The 17,672-nt window shown below is 56.2% G+C and carries 14 protein-coding genes and 1 pseudogene; 9 read left to right on the plus strand and 6 right to left on the minus strand.

The window, feature by feature from the left end:
• Window positions 1–18: 18 nt before the first annotated feature.
• Window positions 19–1,371, plus strand: coding sequence for a glutathione-disulfide reductase (gorA, locus tag ES815_RS08655; RefSeq protein WP_142487464.1), 1,353 nt, complete (start codon window positions 19–21; stop codon window positions 1,369–1,371).
• Between the two features lie 184 nt (window positions 1,372–1,555).
• On the plus strand, window positions 1,556–1,825 hold the full coding sequence (locus tag ES815_RS08660) for a monooxygenase (protein ID WP_142487465.1): 270 nt from the start codon (window positions 1,556–1,558) through the stop codon (window positions 1,823–1,825).
• Window positions 1,826–1,841: 16 nt separating this feature from the next.
• Here ES815_RS08660 and ES815_RS08665 read toward each other — a convergent pair whose 3' ends face one another.
• Complete coding sequence (locus ES815_RS08665; protein ID WP_142487466.1) at window positions 1,842–2,246, minus strand: hypothetical protein; 405 nt, start codon at window positions 2,244–2,246, stop codon at window positions 1,842–1,844.
• 192 nt (window positions 2,247–2,438) lie between these two features.
• On the opposite strand from ES815_RS08665, the gene ES815_RS08670 reads away from it, so the two are divergent.
• Both ES815_RS08670 and ES815_RS08675 read left to right on the plus strand, forming a co-directional pair.
• Entirely contained in the window at window positions 2,439–3,161 is a 723-nt protein-coding gene (locus ES815_RS08670) for a hypothetical protein (RefSeq protein ID WP_142487467.1), read from the plus strand.
• 238 nt (window positions 3,162–3,399) lie between these two features.
• Complete coding sequence (locus tag ES815_RS08675) at window positions 3,400–5,049, plus strand: alpha,alpha-trehalase (protein ID WP_142487468.1); 1,650 nt, start codon at window positions 3,400–3,402, stop codon at window positions 5,047–5,049.
• Between the two features lie 12 nt (window positions 5,050–5,061).
• Here ES815_RS08675 and ES815_RS08680 read toward each other — a convergent pair whose 3' ends face one another.
• Complete coding sequence (locus ES815_RS08680) at window positions 5,062–6,657, minus strand: STY4199 family HEPN domain-containing protein (RefSeq protein WP_142487469.1); 1,596 nt, start codon at window positions 6,655–6,657, stop codon at window positions 5,062–5,064.
• Window positions 6,658–6,808: 151 nt separating this feature from the next.
• Between ES815_RS08680 and ES815_RS08685 the strand changes: the two genes are divergently transcribed.
• Window positions 6,809–7,336 carry a GNAT family N-acetyltransferase gene (locus ES815_RS08685; protein ID WP_142487470.1) on the plus strand — a complete coding sequence of 176 codons (528 nt, stop codon included), beginning with the start codon at window positions 6,809–6,811 and terminating at the stop codon, window positions 7,334–7,336.
• A gap of 32 nt (window positions 7,337–7,368) precedes the next feature.
• Here the strand turns inward: ES815_RS08685 and ES815_RS08690 are convergent, their stop codons facing one another.
• A complete protein-coding gene (locus ES815_RS08690) occupies window positions 7,369–8,127 on the minus strand; it encodes an SDR family NAD(P)-dependent oxidoreductase (RefSeq protein ID WP_142487471.1) in 759 nt (252 codons plus the stop codon).
• A 119-nt stretch (window positions 8,128–8,246) separates the two neighbouring features.
• Between ES815_RS08690 and ES815_RS08695 the strand changes: the two genes are divergently transcribed.
• The 3 genes from ES815_RS08695 (at window position 8,247) to ES815_RS08710 (ending at window position 11,833) form a co-directional block, all read left to right on the plus strand.
• Window positions 8,247–9,146, plus strand: coding sequence for a LysR family transcriptional regulator (locus ES815_RS08695; RefSeq protein ID WP_142487472.1), 900 nt, complete (start codon window positions 8,247–8,249; stop codon window positions 9,144–9,146).
• 51 nt (window positions 9,147–9,197) lie between these two features.
• Window positions 9,198–10,238 (plus strand): inner membrane protein YhjD, encoded by a 1,041-nt coding sequence (gene yhjD / locus ES815_RS08700; RefSeq protein WP_142487473.1) that lies wholly within the window; start codon window positions 9,198–9,200, stop codon window positions 10,236–10,238.
• A 272-nt stretch (window positions 10,239–10,510) separates the two neighbouring features.
• Window positions 10,511–11,833 carry an MFS transporter gene (locus ES815_RS08710; protein WP_142487475.1) on the plus strand — a complete coding sequence of 441 codons (1,323 nt, stop codon included), beginning with the start codon at window positions 10,511–10,513 and terminating at the stop codon, window positions 11,831–11,833.
• 81 nt (window positions 11,834–11,914) lie between these two features.
• Here ES815_RS08710 and ES815_RS08715 read toward each other — a convergent pair whose 3' ends face one another.
• Together ES815_RS08715 and pdeH are read right to left on the minus strand one after the other, a co-directional pair.
• Window positions 11,915–13,957, minus strand: coding sequence for an AsmA family protein (locus tag ES815_RS08715; protein ID WP_142487476.1), 2,043 nt, complete (start codon window positions 13,955–13,957; stop codon window positions 11,915–11,917).
• Window positions 13,958–14,074: 117 nt separating this feature from the next.
• Window positions 14,075–14,845 (minus strand): cyclic-guanylate-specific phosphodiesterase, encoded by a 771-nt coding sequence (pdeH, locus tag ES815_RS08720; protein WP_142487477.1) that lies wholly within the window; start codon window positions 14,843–14,845, stop codon window positions 14,075–14,077.
• 232 nt (window positions 14,846–15,077) lie between these two features.
• On the opposite strand from pdeH, the gene ES815_RS08725 reads away from it, so the two are divergent.
• The gene (locus ES815_RS08725; protein WP_142487478.1) at window positions 15,078–16,007 is read left to right on the plus strand and encodes a sugar kinase; all 930 of its coding nucleotides are present in this window, start codon (window positions 15,078–15,080) and stop codon (window positions 16,005–16,007) included.
• A 96-nt stretch (window positions 16,008–16,103) separates the two neighbouring features.
• Here the strand turns inward: ES815_RS08725 and ES815_RS08730 are convergent.
• Window positions 16,104–17,522 (minus strand): annotated as a pseudogene (locus ES815_RS08730) (M16 family metallopeptidase); the annotation flags it as partial.
• Window positions 17,523–17,672 lie beyond the last annotated feature (150 nt).

Here is a 17,672-nt window from a genome sequence, read left to right on the forward strand (position 1 = left end):
ACGATTAAGGATAAGACCATGACTAAGCATTATGACTACATCGCTATCGGCGGCGGCAGCGGCGGTATCGCCTCGATTAACCGTGCGGCCATGTATGGCCAGAAGTGCGCCCTGATTGAAGCGAAAGACCTCGGCGGCACCTGCGTCAACGTCGGTTGTGTACCGAAGAAAGTGATGTGGCATGCGGCGCAGATCCGTGAGGCCATCCACCTGTATGGCCCGGATTATGGTTTTGACACCACCATCAATAACTTCGACTGGGATCGCCTGATCGCCAGCCGTACGGCATACATTGACCGAATTCATACCTCCTACGACAACGTGCTGGGTAAGAACAACGTCGATGTAATCCGCGGTTTCGCCCGTTTTGTGGATGCGAAGACCATCGAAGTGAACGGCGAAACGATCACCGCCGATCATATCCTGATCGCCACCGGCGGCCGTCCGAGCCATCCGTCTATTCCGGGCGCGGAATATGGCATCGACTCCGACGGTTTCTTTGAGCTGCCTGCCCTGCCGAAACGCGTTGCCGTTGTGGGCGCGGGCTACATCGCCGTAGAACTGGCGGGCGTGATTAACGGCCTGGGCGCGGAAGCGCACCTGTTCGTGCGCAAACACGCCCCGCTGCGCAGCTTCGATCCGCTGATCGTCGATACGCTGGTGGAAGTGATGAACGCAGAAGGCCCTCATCTGCATACGGAAGCCATTCCGAAAGCGGTCGTGAAAAACGCCGACGGCAGCCTGACCCTGGAGCTGGAAGATGGCCGCAGCCAGACCGTTGATTGCCTGATCTGGGCCATTGGTCGTGAACCGGCAAACGACAACTTCAACCTGGCCGTAACCGGGGTTGAGACCAATGAGAAAGGCTATATCGTTGTCGATAAGTTCCAGAACACCAGCGTGCCGGGCATTTACGCGGTGGGCGATAACACCGGTGCCGTAGAGCTGACCCCGGTAGCCGTGGCCGCGGGTCGTCGTCTTTCCGAGCGTCTGTTTAACAACAAGCCGGACGAGCATCTCGACTACAGCAACATCCCGACCGTGGTCTTCAGCCATCCGCCGATCGGCACCGTCGGTTTAACCGAACCGCAGGCGCGCGAGCAGTATGGCGACGACCAGGTGAAAGTGTATAAATCGGCCTTCACCGCCATGTATACCGCCGTCACCGCTCACCGTCAGCCATGCCGCATGAAGCTGGTCTGCGTTGGGCCGGAGGAGAAGATCGTCGGTATTCACGGTATTGGCTTCGGTATGGATGAGATCCTGCAGGGCTTTGCCGTGGCGCTGAAAATGGGTGCCACCAAGAAAGACTTCGATAACACCGTGGCGATCCACCCAACGGCGGCAGAAGAGTTTGTGACCATGCGTTAATACGCTTTGCCACTCGCGATTCTGCGCTTATAAAGACCGGTCCTCAGTGGCCGGTTTTTTATGCCCCCTCAGCCCGGCTGTACAAACGGTAACAAAATTCACCGGAAACGGCGGCAGACCTGGCTAATCTTAAAAAGTATTAATTGCTTATCTGGATCGATTATTTAAGGTTAGAGAAAACATAATGCAAGTGAAGATCAACGCAAAAAGCCTGGCTAAATCCCACCTGATTCTTGCCCTTGTCTGGGCGTTGTTAACCATACCCACCCTGCTGTGGTGGAAAAACAGTATCCTCTGGGTCTCGCTGATGAGTATTTACGCTATCGTGGTTTCGCATCTGGCGGCCTATAGCGCGGCTCATGCGGAAAAAGCGGCCAGCAATGCCCTGAATCAGAGCGAAGAGACGAAGCAAAAAACGGAGAAACTGACTGGCGATCCACGGCAGGCGCACTGATTTTGCCTCACCGGTGTCAGGCAAACAGGATCTGTTCGACGCCGGTACACTCCTCAAAAATAAACATTCTGCGCGGCATTTCTAACAGACGCATCCCCGCGACCTGGCAATGACGCAAGCGGATCGGCTGTGTAATCACGCTATTCGAGAAAAAGACATTACGCATATCGCAATTCTCAAAACAGAGCCCGTCGATATAGCAGTGATTAATCAATAAACTGCTGAACTCAATATTACGAAACACACTTTGTTTTAGATTGCAGCGAAATATAATAGCTTTGTTCTCACCTTCACAAATATCCAGCCACACTAAATGGCGGTTTTCCAGCAACCCCTGCAGTTCTGTTATAGTGGATTTATAGTCAGCTGGCTTTGCAAAAGTAAAAGGCGTAACGCCCTGACGCTTCGCGTTAAGGTTCATAAGGATTTCCTGTTTTGAAGTAGTCATCGGAAGTGATGACGACGGTGTGGAAGTCCTTTATTACTTATATGCCCGTAGCGAAACAATGGCGATTTTGGACAATTATTTGCAGAGTTGGCCGATAAAATAAAAGTGCAAATACACAGCGTTATTAACCAGAAAAAAATATAATTTACCTTAAGGGAATATTTCATGCCAATCAGCAAAAGTAAGAACGCTATTCTGGTATTTGAATCACCGTGGAAACTCGATGATTATGATGCCAACCGCTCGTCAGTGCTGCCGTTTGTGCAGGGGATCGCCAAAATGCATGGCGATACCGAGGTCTATTCCCTGAATTTTTATAACAAAAAGAGCTTCGAGATTGCGCTGGAGTGCTTGTGCCGTCAGAAATTTGATAACACTCTCGTCTATATTGCGGCGCATGGCAGTAAAACCCGTATCGGCGATGTCTCGCTCGACGACATCCTCGACGCCATTAATCAAAAATCAAAGAAATTCAACATTAAAGGGTTAATGCTGGGCTCATGTTTTGCGGGCAGTAAAACTGAAAAACTGGAAATGTTCATCGAAGGTAGCAAACTGACCTGGTGCGCAGCCTATTCCTCCTCATGTTACTGGCTTCAGGGCACCATGCTTGACTGCGCTCTTCTTCACTGCGCCCTCAATATTGAAGATGCCCACTATAAAACGCATGAGGAGATGCAGCAGGCCTTTGCTGAGGCGGTTGCACCTTTCGCCCCAACTGGCATTATCGGTACTGACAGTAAAGATCAACCCGTAGCGCTGTCCGAATCATTACAATTCGTGATTCAGCCAGAAGGGAGAGGTTTCCGCGCTCGCCTCTCATCTGAAGGTATTTTTGAACGCGCTAAAGAATATCGCTTAAGCGATGAAGCAGAAGAAACCTTCTGATTCATACTCTGTCGCAAAGCGAATGATCCGAATTTTAGATCGCCTCCGCACTGCTGGATCGGCTGTTTATTGCCTGCAATAACATCAACATGCCACCCGCAGTGCCGGTTTTTCCCTTCCAGTAAAATGTGATCTACCGCACATATACCTCTTCACAGACCGAAGCGAATGTCTAAGCTTAGTAGGCAACCGGATAAAACCAGACCCGAGACAACGCTAACCGGAGGTCCTGACCACCATGTTCAACCAGAATATACGCACTGTAGAGACCGTAGAGTTCGATATAGAACAAGAACTTCTCTACGAAATCGATCCCTGCGAGTTAAAACTGGATGAAATGCTCGAGGCGGAGCCGGAACCTGAAATGATTGAAGGGCTGCCCGCATCCGATGCGCTCACCCCTGCCGATCGCTACCTTGAGCTCTTTGAGCATGTGCAGTCGACGCGACTGTTTGCCGACAGCAAAACTTTCCCCGACTGCGCACCAAAAATGGATCCGCTCGATATCCTCATCCGCTACCGTAAGGTAAGACGTCACCGGGACTTCAATCTGCGCCAGTTTGTGGAGAATCACTTCTGGCTGCCGGAAGTCCTGTCGAGCGAGTATGTTTCCGATCCGTCCCTCTCGCTCAAGGAACATATCGACAACCTGTGGCCGGTGCTGACCCGTGAGCCGCAGGATCACATCCCCTGGTCGTCGCTGCTGGCGCTGCCGCAGGCCTATATTGTGCCCGGCGGGCGATTCAGCGAAACCTACTACTGGGACTCCTATTTCACCATGCTGGGGCTGGCCGAAAGCGGACGCCACGACATGCTTAAGTGCATGGCGGACAACTTTGCGTGGATGATTGAACGCTACGGCCATATTCCCAATGGCAACCGTACCTACTATCTGAGCCGCTCTCAGCCGCCGGTGTTTGCCCTGATGGTTGAGCTGTTTGAAGAGGACGGCGTGCGCGGCGCCAAGCGCTATCTGGATCACCTGAAAATGGAGTATGCCTTCTGGATGGACGGCGCGGAGTCGCTGCTGCTCAACCAGGCCTACCGCAGCGCGGTGCGCATGCCGGATGGCTCTCTGCTTAACCGCTACTGGGATGACCGCGACACTCCGCGGGACGAATCCTGGATAGAGGACGTTGAAACCGCCCGCCACTCCGGTCGTCCGCCTAACGAGGTTTATCGCGATCTGCGCGCCGGGGCCGCTTCCGGCTGGGACTACTCCTCGCGCTGGCTGCGGGATCCGAGCCGGCTGGCGAGTATTCGCACCACCCAGTTTATCCCAATCGATCTCAACGCCTTCCTGTTCAAGCTGGAGAGCGCCATCGCCAATATCTCGGCCTCGAAGGGGGACAAAGAGACGGCAGAGATCTTCCGCCAGAAGGCGAGCGATCGTCGCGCGGCGGTAAACCGCTATTTGTGGGATGAGGAAAACGGCTGCTATCGCGATTACGACTGGCGCCGGGAGGCACTGGCGCTCTTTTCTGCCGCCAGCATTGTGCCGCTGTACGTCGGTATGGCCACCCACGAGCAGGCTGAACGTCTGTCGGATGCCGTAAAAGCCCGCCTGCTGACGCCGGGCGGTATTCTGGCTACCGAGTACGAAACCGGCGAGCAGTGGGATAAACCCAACGGCTGGGCGCCATTGCAGTGGATGGCAATCCAGGGCTTCAAGCAGTACGGCAACGACTCGCTGGGGGATGAAATCGCCTGGAGCTGGCTGCAGACGGTTAACCATTTCTACAAGACGCACTACAAGCTGATTGAGAAGTACCATATCGCCAGCAGCCAGCCTCGCGAAGGGGGCGGGGGTGAGTACCCCCTGCAGGACGGGTTTGGCTGGACCAACGGCGTGGTTCGCCGCCTGATTGGCCTGTACGGGGAGCCGTAGCTCCCCGACCTATCAGCGAATCACTTCATAAATGGCCGTCTGGATCGACTGCCATTTTTTAGTGCTTTCGTTCGGCTGCGCTTGTGCCCGCCGCTTCGCCTGATCCATCTCGCGTCGCTGACGTTCTACCACCGCCGGGACGGTACAAAATGCCTGGAGATACTCCTTACGCAGGCCCGTCAGCGGCTGCCCTGCTGACATCGCATGGCCGAGGTTGGTAATAAACTGCCGACAGGGCTTTGGCTGCGCCATTTGCAGACGATAGCGCATCAGGACCTCCAGCACCTCGCGATGGCCGACGGAGAGCGCATGCTCCGTCCAGGAGAGTTTCCAGTTCATCCCCGCTTTCAGGAACAACAGTGCCACCCGGGTATCGTTGCGGTCTATCGCCGCGCGGAAGTTATTCTCATCCCAGGTGACACCCATCCGCGTCAGCGTTTCGCGGGAGGAAGGCGTCTCGCGCATCTCTTCCACCACTGCCTTCACGGGCGCTACGGTACTGGCCGCCTGGGTCGGGGCGCTGCTTTCAATTAACAGCCAGGTGCCCATCATCATCATCCCCATCACCATGACCCCAACCGCGCCCCATAGCACGACGGAAATCAGGTAATCGCGCTGCTCCGGAGTGCGCGCAGGCCGACGGTTCGGTTTATCAATGGTATCGCGCACCTCAAAAATATCGTCGCCAGTGGCTTTATTTTTTTTGCGCGCGTTCTCCCAGAAGAGATTCAGCTCGTGAACGCCTTCAGCCATCAGCCCGGCCGGGTTGACGGCGGTGCGGCCCTCTTCAAATGCCCGCTGCACGGGACCGGCGATCTGGGCATAGTAGTTATCCAGCAGCAACGTCTGCGCTGAGGTCAGCGGCTGGCTGGCAATGATGTTGTTGCGGATCAGGCGGATATCATCAAGAAAGGACTGGAGCGTTTTACGCGGCTCCACCATCAGCGTCAGCAGAGACGGATCGCTGAACAGCGCCGAGTAGGAGCGGGAATACTCTTTTTTATCCACCAGCATCAGGGCCAGCTCGCTGAACATCATGCCGCCGAGTGCGTCATTACGTTCCCCCTGCCGCAGCCAGCCGCGCACCCGATCGGCGCTGAACAGGGTTTTCAGGTGATTATTCAGGCGCGTCGGATCCGGCCACGCCTGCATAATCAGCCCTTTAATCATCAGCTCCAGCGCCCGCACCTGCTTTTGTGCGTGCTGCTGACGTAGCTCATCGCTGGGGCCCATTTCCGTACTGTAGGTCAGCAGCGGCTGCTGCAAACGCAAATGTTCAAGCGCCGTCACAAAGCGCGTCGCGGCGATCAGCTGGTTGTCGCTTACATCCTGTCCACTTTCATACTGCGGCACTCGCTGCTGTAACAGCCGCAACTGTAAGGTGAACTGCGACAGTTCCGCATCGTTCAGGTTGAGCTGCTTTGCCACCCTCGCCCAGCCCCCCAGCGCCAGCCTGGCGGAATCGAGCTGCTCAAGGAACCAACGGGGATCTTTGCCTTCGGCAACGTGCACCTTTAACAGGAGCAGAATTTCCACGGAGGCCTGACGAATAATTCCCAGACAGCGTTCGAACTGCTCGCGGATCAGGTGCGATTTACTGAGGGTCATCATTTTCCTTTACGTGCTGCGCACATATGCAGAGGCAGCTGTCGGAGAGCGGTCTTTTTTCAAGTGGTTATACCAGATTAAACATAACCGATAACGGTCACTATTTCAGTGATAATGTTAAAATCATTTACAAAAGTTCCGGAGACCTGGCATGCCTGTATTGCACACCCCGCGTTTAACCTGCTCCCCGCTACAGGAAGGAGACTGGCCCTTTTTTCTCTCGCTTCAGCAGCACCCCGATGTGATGCGCTACGTGGCCGAAGCCCGCCCGGAGGAGGCCATTCGCGAGGCTTTTGATGCGCGTCTGCCGGCATGGTCGCCGGGCAGCGATCGCTGGCTGTGCCTGGTGGTGCGCGATAATACCAGCCAGATGCCGCTCGGGGTCACCGGGTATATTCATCATGATGAGGATTGCGCCGAAGTGGGATTCTTGTTTGCTCCCCTGGCCCAGGGAAAAGGCTACGGCTTTGAGTCCTTACAGGCGGTGTGCGATTACGCCTTCGGCCAGGGAGGCATTCGCCGCTTAACCGCCACGGTAACGGCAGGCAATGTGGCCTCGAAACGCCTGCTGGAAAAAGTGGGGTTTGTGCTGGAAGGGGAACTGCGCGAAAGCTACTGGCTGGCAGGCCAGTGGCACAACGACTGGCTGTTTGGGCTGTTAAAGAAAGAGTACCGCTAAGGGTGCCGTGGGGATCCCTCCCCGGCACCAGGTTACAGAAACATTCCCCCGGAGAGTTCAATCCGCTGCGCATTCATCCAGCCAAGCTCGTCGCTAAGCAGGGCCGCAATTGCATCGCCAATGTCGTCCGGCAGCCCGACGCGCCCCAGCGCCGTCTGTGAAGCAATGTGCTGGTTCAACTCCTTGTTATCGCGCACGCGCCCGCCGCCAAAGTCAGTTTCAATGGCGCCGGGAGCAATAATATTGGCCGTGATCCCACGCGCCCCCAGCTCTTTTGCCTGATAGCGGGTAAGCACTTCCATCGCCCCTTTCATCGCCGCGTAGGTGCTCGAGCCCGGCAGAGTGAAACGTGCCAGACCGGAGGAGACATTCAGGATCCGCCCGCCGTTTTTTATCAAGGGTAACAGGCACTGCGTCAGGAAGAAGGGGCCCTTGAAATGGATGTTCATCACCTCATCAAACTGCGCTTCGGTGGTCTCAACATAAGGGGCGTATAAACCCACGCCTGCGTTGTTCAACAAATAATCGAAGCTGTTGCGCTGCCATACCGAATGCAATGTTTCCCTCACCTGTCCGGTAAAGGCGTCGAAGCTGGCAACTTCCCCGACGTTCAGCTGCAATGCCGCCGCCTTTACCCCTTTTAGCTCAATTTCGCGCACAACTTCGAGCGCCTCCTGCTGGCTACGGTTCCAGGTCAGGAGGATCCCGACACCTTTGTCTGCCAGCTTCAGCGCCGCGTTTTTACCGAGCCCGCGGCTGCCGCCAGTCACTAATGCAATACGTTCAGTCATAAGAAACCTCGTTTCGGCTGTGGTGGTGATTGAGAAAGAGCTTATTAGGTGATAGAAAATCAATAAATATGGCTAGCAACGCTTCACTGTTTCATATCCAACAACAATGAGTGCTCCCTATGGATAAAATTCAGGCAATGCAGTTGTTCATTCGCGTCGCTGAACTGGAGAGTTTTTCCCGGGCAGCAGACTCACTGGGCCTTCCTAAAGGTAGCGTATCCCGTCAGATCCAGGCCCTGGAGAACGGGCTTGGCACCCGACTGCTGCACCGCACCACGCGGCGCGTCAGTCTGACTCAGGACGGAATGGTCTATTACGAGCGGGCCAAAGATCTGCTGACCAACATGGATGAACTGGATGGTCTTTTTTTGCACGACCCTGCCAGCGTCAGCGGAAGATTGCGGGTGGATATGCCCGTAAGCGTTGCGCGAAATTTAGTCATCCCTCGCCTGCCGCTTTTTCTACAACAGTATCCCGGCATAGAACTGGAGCTGAGCAGCAGCGACCGGCTGGTGGATGTGGTGCGGGAAGGGTTCGACTGCGTGGTGCGCGTTGGCACCCTGAAGGATTCCGGCTTAATTGCCCGACCGCTTGGCAGGCTGTCGGTAATCAACTGCGCCAGCCCCGATTATCTGTCGCGTTTCGGCTATCCCGACGGGCTGGAGGATTTAGCCTCCCATGCGGTGGTGCACTACGCGGCGCACCCTGGCACCCGGTCACAGGGTTTCGAATACTACGACGGCGAGGCGAGCCACTGGGTTAAAACCGGCGGCGTGTTGACGGTCAACACTACCGAGACTTATAACGCTTCGGCACTCGCCGGGCTGGGGATTATTCAGGCACCGCGGGTAGGCGTGCGTGACGCGCTGCGCACCAAAAAGCTGCTGGAGATCCTGCCGCAGTACCGCGCCCGACCGATGCCGGTGTCGCTCATCTATCCCCACCGCCGCAACCTCTCCCGCCGGGTGCATCTGTTTATGGCCTGGCTCACGGATATCATGAAAGCGTACGTTGACTGAGTGCAGGCTATAATTTTAAGGACCTCCCGCTAATCAATAAGGAAAGTGCGCGTGACGCCGGAAAATAGTGAGCAACGCCCCACCCATGATCTGGACTTCGAACCGATTAAAAAACTGGAAAACAGCCCGCCTCCGCCGGCTGAACCTAAAGTCACCTCTATACGTAAAACGGGGAGCCTGCTGGACAAAGCGAAGGACGCCTTCCAGCTGATTCAGCAGCAGCCGGTCATTGCCCACCTGCTGCGTGCCACCGAGCGGTTTAACGATCGACTGGGCAATCAGTTTGGCGCGGCGATCACCTACTTCTCATTTTTGTCGATGATCCCCATCCTGATGCTCTCTTTTGCCGCGGCGGGTTTCATTCTGGTGTCGCACCCGACCCTGCTGCAGGACATCTTCGGTAAAATTCTGCAGAACGTCAGCGATCCAACGCTGGCGGCCACCCTGAAAAGCACCATCAGCACCGCCGTACAGCAGCGTACCACCGTGGGGATTGTCGGGCTGTTTGTGGCGCTCTACTCCGGCATTAACTGGATGGGCAACCTGCGGGAAGCGATCCGCGCCCAGTCGCGTGACGTCTGGGAGCGTAAACCGCAGGATGAGGAGAAAATCTGGATCAAGTATTTCCGCGATTTCGTTTCGCTGATTGGCCTGCTGGTGGCGCTGATTATCACCCTCTCCATCACCTCTGCGGCAGGCGCAGCGCAGCAGATGATTATCTCTGCGCTTTATCTCGATACCATCGAGTGGCTGAAGCCCGTCTGGCATCTGGTGGGGCTGGCGATCTCGATGCTGGCGAACTATCTGCTGTTCTTCTGGATCTTCTGGCGTCTGCCGCGCCACCGGCCGCGGCGCAAAGCGCTGATCCGTGGCACCTTCATTGCCGCGATTGGTTTTGAGGTGATCAAAATTGTCATGACCTACACCCTTCCGTCGCTGGTGTCTTCTCCTTCCGGGGCGGCATTCGGCTCCGTGCTGGGGTTGATGGCCTTCTTCTACTTCTTCGCCAGGCTGACGCTGTTCTGCGCGGCGTGGATCGCCACCGCCCAGTACCCGGATGACCGGAGAATGCCCGGCAAAACACACCGTTAAGCACCTCATCGGGCTGGATAAGAACGCAATATTTCAGCCCGATTCATCATTTCAGCATATAAATCCAGCCTGTAACTTTTATTTAACCAAAAACCAGTTTTATCCTCTAAGTATTAATTTCTGTGAAGCATTTCATAGATGTGAATTTCCAGGTCTGAAAATTATTCACTTTTTGCCGGCTTTTTCGCCATTCGCTGCGTTTGTTACAGATTGAAATGTCGCTTTTGCTGTGCGTAATATGGCCTTTCGTTCGCCAAAAATAAGAAAAGTTTATGCAAGCCACAGCCACAACACTCAATTCAGAGCAGGAAAACGCCCCGGTTAACTCGCGCAATAAAGTCGTCGTCGCATCGCTGATTGGCACCGCCATCGAATTCTTCGACTTCTATATTTACGCGACCGCTGCGGTCATCGTTTTCCCGCATATCTTCTTCCCGCAGGGCGACCCGACGGCGGCTACCCTGCAGTCGCTGGCGACCTTCGCCATCGCCTTTATCGCACGTCCTATTGGTTCAGCGCTGTTCGGCCACTTCGGCGATCGCGTCGGGCGTAAGGTGACGCTGGTCGCCTCGCTGCTGACCATGGGGATCTCTACTGTCGCCATCGGCTTGCTGCCGACCTACGAAACCATCGGTATTCTGGCTCCGCTGCTGCTGGCGCTGGCCCGTTTTGGTCAGGGTCTGGGTCTGGGCGGTGAATGGGGCGGCGCGGCACTGCTGGCCACCGAGAATGCGCCACCGCGCAAGCGCGCGCTGTACGGCTCCTTCCCGCAGCTGGGCGCGCCGATTGGCTTCTTCTTTGCCAACGGCACCTTCCTGCTGCTCTCCTGGCTGCTGACCGACGAGCAGTTCATGACCTGGGGCTGGCGTATTCCGTTTATCTTCTCGGCGGTGCTGGTGCTGATCGGCCTGTATGTGCGCGTCTCCCTGCATGAGACCCCGGTGTTCGCCAAAGTGGCCGCCGCGAAGAAACAGGTAAAAATCCCGCTCGGCACGCTGCTGACCAAACACGTCCGCGTGACGGTGCTCGGTACCTTCATCATGCTGGCGACCTATACGCTGTTCTACATCATGACCGTCTACTCCATGACCTTCAGTACCACCGCTGCGCCTGTGGGTCTGGGTCTGCCGCGTAACGAAGTGCTGTGGATGCTGATGATGGCGGTGATTGGTTTTGGCGTGATGGTGCCGATTGCCGGGCTGCTGGCTGACCGCTTTGGTCGTCGCCCGAGCATGATCGTTATCACTTCATTGATCATTCTGTTTGCGCTGTTCGTCTTCCCGCCGCTGCTGGGTTCCGGTAACCCGGCGCTGGTGATGGCTTATCTGCTGATTGGTCTGAGCCTGATGGGACTGACGTTCGGTCCGATGGGCGCGCTGCTGCCAGAGCTGTTTCCGACCGAAGTACGTTATACCGGAGCGTCATTCTCCTATAACGTCTCCTCGATTCTGGGGGCCTCTGTAGCGCCGTATATCGCCACCTGGCTGCAGGCGAACTACGGTCTGGCGTATGTCGGGTTCTACCTGGCGGCAATGGCGGCGCTGACGCTGATTGCCCTGCTGCTGACCCACGAGACCCGCCATCAATCATTGTAATTCAAACTACCCTCTCCCAAAGGGAGAGGGTGAATAACACCCAGGCCCGGCAAGCAATACGCCGCCGGGCAAATCCCCGCTCTATTTCTTCATCTGCGACAGAATCACCTGACACTGATTGGCCTGCCCCTCTGACGGGGAAATGAGCGCCAGCAGTGCTGCCGCTGGCGTCACCAGCGTTGCCAGCGCCGCAGCCACCGCACCACGCGCAATCAACGGTCCCGCCTTCACTCCCGCATCCGGATCTTTAAAGCTACCGCGTACGTACAACGGCGAGCGCAGCGTCACGATGCGAATGCCTTTACTTTCAGGGTTAATCGTCAGATCCAGCTGCTCAGAAGCCATGCTGGCCGTGCCGGTAATGTTGATCACCGCATTTTCAGTATCAAAAGCAAAAATCTGCGGACGGGCAACGCCGTTGACCAGGTCGATATTGGCCGCCGCACAGTTGACCCTCACCTCATCGTCACCAAAAATCTGCCCGACCAGGAAGTTGCCAACGTTAAGCCCGAGGATCTCCATCAGGTTGCGGCTGACCAGCCCATCGTTCATCAGCAGCTTCAGGTTACCGTTACCGTTGCCCAGCAGGGCCGCCACGGAGTTACCCGTGCCACGGATGGTCGCATCGCCGTTCATCTCCCCGAGGGTTTTTTGCATCAGCTCCACATCGGGCATCAGCTGTTTAAGCTTCAGCCGGCGGGCCTGGATCTCCGCCTGGCCGCGCATCGGTTTCTTGTCACCTTCCAGCTTGATGTTGGCCGAGATCGTCCCGCCCGCCATGCCAAATTTCAGCGGCTTCAGCTGCAGGTCAGCATTTTTGAGAATGATATGGGTCGAGAGATCGCTGAGCGGCAGGCTGCTGCCGTGCTCGATTCGACGCCCCTTGAAGCGCACGTCGGCATCCATCACATCCCATTTATCGGTTTCGAAGCGGTCGTTAGGCAGCACTTTCCCTGACGGCGGTGCCTCCTTTCTCACCTTCTGCGCCTTGGTGCCTTTGCCGGAGTCAACGCCAATCAGCGGCCCCAGATCGGCCAGCCTCAGCTGCCGGGACTCCATGTCGCCTTCCAGCTTCGGCCGTGGTTTACCGGTGCTGTAGGTCAGCGAGCCATGAATATCGCTGTCACCGATCCGGCCATTGAAGTCGCGGTAGTCATAGACGGACGATTTTTCAGGGTCGATTTTTGCCACCAGATGGCCGTCGGTTTCAAACGGTGGTGTATCCGGGAGCAGTACCCCGGTCAGTTCGTACAGTTCGCCCAGCGAATCCCCGGAGAATTTGAGGCGCAGATCGACCCCGCCCATCTTCATGGGATCGCTCACCGTGCCGACAAAGGCCACCCGGGTGTTGCCGGAGCGGAAATCGGCCTGCACCGGGAAGGGAGTGCCTTCGCTGCGCAGGGCCAGCATGCCGCCAATTTTGCCGCTACCTTTCAGAGGCTGATCGTTGTAACGCCCCTCGGCTTTCAGGCCAAAGACGTAATCGCCCACTTTGCCTTTATCATCTTTGCCCTTCGCGCCGGTGACTTCGCTAAAAGGCAGCGCTTTACCCAGCGGATCGACGAAGATTTCGAGGTTGGCTTTGCTCACCGTATCGTCAATGGTGACGCGCCCGCGATCGAAAATAATGTTGTCGAGACGGAACGACCAGGACGAGGGTTTAGCTGCGGCCTCTTTGTCTTTGCTATCGGCAAAATCAAAGGTCCAGTTGTTGGTCTTTTCCGACAGGCGGATCAGCCGGGCATCGGGCTTCTGGAGTTTGATCCACGGCAGATAGACCGTTTTGGTCAGCAGCGACAGCGGGGCCAGCGTGGCTTCGACGCGCGGCAGATGCACCATAGTGATTTCAGGAATATCGGGTGGGTTGCCGAGAATAACGTCGTCGGCATGCACGTGTGGCCATGGGACCCAGCTGCGCCAGCCCGTTTCGCCCTTCTGGCGCTCCCATACAACGCCCAGATCGCCGCGAATGGCGAATGGACGGTTGAGTTCAGTCGAGACTTTCTGGTTGATGGTCGGTTTGAGGCGGTTCCAGTCAAATGTCGCGATCACGACAATAAGCACCACAATCAGCAACAAGAAGACCCCCCCGGACCAGGTGATAATCTTCGCTGTTTTTGTCATCCCATATTTCCCTTTTTACCTTGCCAGTCATGAATATAGTTCAGACAAGCAAAAAAGGGGCGGCAGCGTCCGGTAATAACGCGTTAACCACGCGCTATTATGGGAAGCAGCCAGGGATTACAGAGTGATGATAACGTTGTCGAGCGTCTCCATCGGTACCGGACGGGAAAGGAAATAGCCCTGCGCGGCGGCGGCGGGTGAGTTTTGCACATCGCGCCACTCTTCCAGCGTCTCGACACCTTCGACAATCACGCCCTGGCAGTAGCGGTTCATGAGCTGTAATAACAGCGTGAACAGGTTGCGGCCTTCCGGGGTCTGACGCAGCATAATGAACAGGTCCCGCGCCACTTTGATGTAGTCGTAACGCACTTCGCTCAGGGCGGAGAAGTTCGCCATGCCGGTGCCAAAGTCGTCCAGCCACAGGGGGCCAAATTCGCACATGGTGGCAAACGAGGAGTCCTGCGGCAGACGCACGTGCTCCACCAGCTCAAAGCGCAGCCACGGCAGCTGTTGAATCAGCTTCTGCAGGCTCTCATCCTGACGCACCGCCAGCAGGGTTGGACCATCAACGTTGACCGAGGCCAGAATGCTGTTGTCAGCGAAGAAGTCCTGTTTTGCCGTCAGCATGCTGAGCTGCTCTTCAAGGATATCCAGGCGGTGGCGCACCGGCAGTTCCGCAAAATAGCGATCCGGAGCGATCCGCTGTGCCGGGTTGGAGGGATGGGTCACGACGGTCAGGATCTCGATCGCCATCAGTTTACCGTCGGTGCGGTAAATGGGCTGATAAGTATAAGCACGCTGACATTGCAGCCAGTAGCGATGTTCCTGCAAGTTCTCAATACTTGCCTCAGGGATGCTCAGCAGCTGGATGTCCTGCCTTAACTTCATTTCAGATATCCTGTTGAATAGGGAAGAGCCTGTCGGGACTGGTCAAAGGATTATCGGCCCGGGCTAAGAGAACTTTATGTTCGGTTGCGGACGAATATTAAAATCTGGGATCTGAAACTTCCCCGAAACTTGTCCGGGTTCAAAAAAATAATGGAACGTCGTTTTAATACAGTTGACCGCTCCCGGGCTGCAGCGCACACTAGCGCTAATTTAACTGTTCAGGTTCACGACTATGTCTAAGAAAATTGCCGTGATCGGCGAATGTATGATCGAACTGTCCCAGAAAGGCGCGGAAGTGAACCGTGGCTTTGGTGGCGATACCTTAAACACCTCGGTGTATATTGCCCGTCAGGTTGATGCTGATGCGCTGGCGGTCAACTATGTGACTGCCCTGGGCACGGATAATTTCAGCCAGCAGATGCTGGACGCCTGGCAGAGTGAAAACGTTGATATCTCTCTGACCCAGCGGATGGAAAACCGCCTGCCGGGTCTTTATTACATTGAGACTGATAGCACCGGCGAGCGTACCTTCTACTACTGGCGTAACGAAGCCGCCGCCAAATTCTGGCTGGAGAGCGACAGCGCCGATCGCATCTGCGAAACGCTGGCCCACTTTGACTATCTCTACCTGAGCGGCATCAGCCTGGCGATCCTCAGCCCAAACAGCCGTGAAAAACTCTTCTCCCTGCTGCGCGAATGCCGCGCCAACGGCGGAAAGGTGATTTTCGACAATAACTACCGTCCACGCCTGTGGGCCAGCCGCGAAGAGACGCAGCAGGTTTATACCCGCATGCTTGAATGCACCGATATCGCCTTCTTAACCCTCGATGACGAAGATGCCCTGTGGGGCGAAAAGCCGGTTGATGAGGTGATCGCCCGTACTCAGGCTGCTGGTGTATCTGAATTCGTGATTAAGCGCGGGGCAGACTCCTGCCTGGTGGCGGTTGCCGGGGAAGCGGTTGTTGACGTGCCTGCGGTGAAGCTGGCGAAAGAGAAAGTGATTGATACCACCGCGGCGGGTGATTCCTTCAGCGCCGGTTATCTTGCGGTGCGTCTGACGGGCGGAACCCCGGAAGCGGCAGCGCAGCGCGGCCATCTGACCGCCAGCACGGTGATTCAGTATCGCGGCGCGATCATCCCGCGTGAGGCGATGCCTGCATAACTGCGGTCTGGAGCCCTCGTCCCAACCCTCTCCTTTAGTCCGAGGGAGCAAACATTAAAAAAGGCAACTTACGTTGCCTTTTTGCTTTTATTTCGCGGGTGCCATAATCCCATCCCACGTCGCCTGCAGATCCTTCATGTTGTATTCCGGCTCGCCTTTCGGCTGCATCAGAATCAGCGACATATCCTGTGAAAGCTGCTGACGCAGATCCTGGCTCAGCATCTCTGCGGTCAGGCTGTTAAGGAAGTCCTGACGCAGTTTCTGATACTGCTCCGGCGCGATATCCACCACCTGGTTTTGCAGCGAGCGAATACGCTGGCTGATCAGAATATCGGTATCGGTCCGGGCATAGGTGGCGAACAGTTTTTGCAGCTCGAGGTTTTTCTGCGCCACCAGCGCGTTGAACTCCTCTTCGCTCAGGCCGTTCTCACGCACCTTCGCCAGCTCTTTGGCGACCACCGCCATATTGGCGTTCAGCTTGTCGCCCGGCGACTCCACGTTAATGGCGCACTGGGCGCGCTGGAACAGCACCCGGCAATCAAAGCCCAGACCAATGTCTTTGGCGTTGTTCTTGCTCAGGGTTTGCTGAACGTGCCAGAACAGCGCCTCACGGGCTAAATCGGCGCGCCAGTAACGCAGCAGCGCGGCAGATTCGCGAATCGGCTGCCACGGGCTGTCCCACATAATAGAGAGTCGCTCCTGGCGCACGGCATCGGTCATGATGCTGACCGGCTCTGCACGCAGCGGCGACAGGGTGGGTACCGGCGCAGGGGTACTGCGTTTGCCCTTCAGCTCGCCAAAGGTTTTGCTGATCTGCTCGATCACCGAGCGGCTATCAATGTTGCCGACCACAATCAGGGTCATGGCGTCCGGGGTGTACCAGGTCTGGTAGAACGATTTGACCTGCTCGATATCAACCGGTTGTTTCAGCGGCTCCGCCGGATCGTGGCCCAGCAGCGCAGAGCCTTTCAGGCGATAGCGCCACCAGCCCTCTTTGGTATCCGCCGGCCAGGTCGCCACCATATCGCTGTTGCTCAGGGCATAATTCACGGTATCAGGCGTAATCGAGACGCTACCGGCGGTATCGGACAGCCAGGTCAACGCCTCTTTGAGCAGATCGTTACGGTTGTTTGGCAGGCTGAGGTTAAACATGGTGTAGTCATAGGAGACAACGGCAGGCGGCAAAGGACGCTTAGGGTCAATACCCTGTTGCCACAGTGAACGAACCTGTACGGCCTGCAGGCTGCCGCTTTGGGTCAGCGCCAGACGGGGAAGAAAATGGCTGAAACCGCTCTGTTGCGTACTCTCGGTCAGGGAGCCGGTATTGACGGAAAGGCGGATTTCAATGCGGTCGCTGGGGCGTTGTGGTGTGGCTAAAACCTGCCACTGAAAACCGTTCGCCAGCGTACCCTGTTGCCAGGCCGGGTCCGGCTGGAGCGCGTCAGCCTGCACGTAACTGGCTGCTGCCATCATGAGCAAACCGCCGGTTAAGAGTCGAATTTTTGTGCCCTGCATGTGAACCCCTGATCAACATTCCTGGTTATAAAGAGTGCCACACGCCCTGTCGCACTCTAAAGATGATGTTCAAAACACTCCGATTAGACCGCGCGTGAAGCGAAACGTCACGGCAAGAAGTGAAATATACCCGAAATAAATCTTGTCCGA

It is taken from the genome of Leclercia adecarboxylata (genome assembly GCF_006874705.1).
Classification (GTDB): domain Bacteria; phylum Pseudomonadota; class Gammaproteobacteria; order Enterobacterales; family Enterobacteriaceae; genus Enterobacter; species Enterobacter adecarboxylatus_C.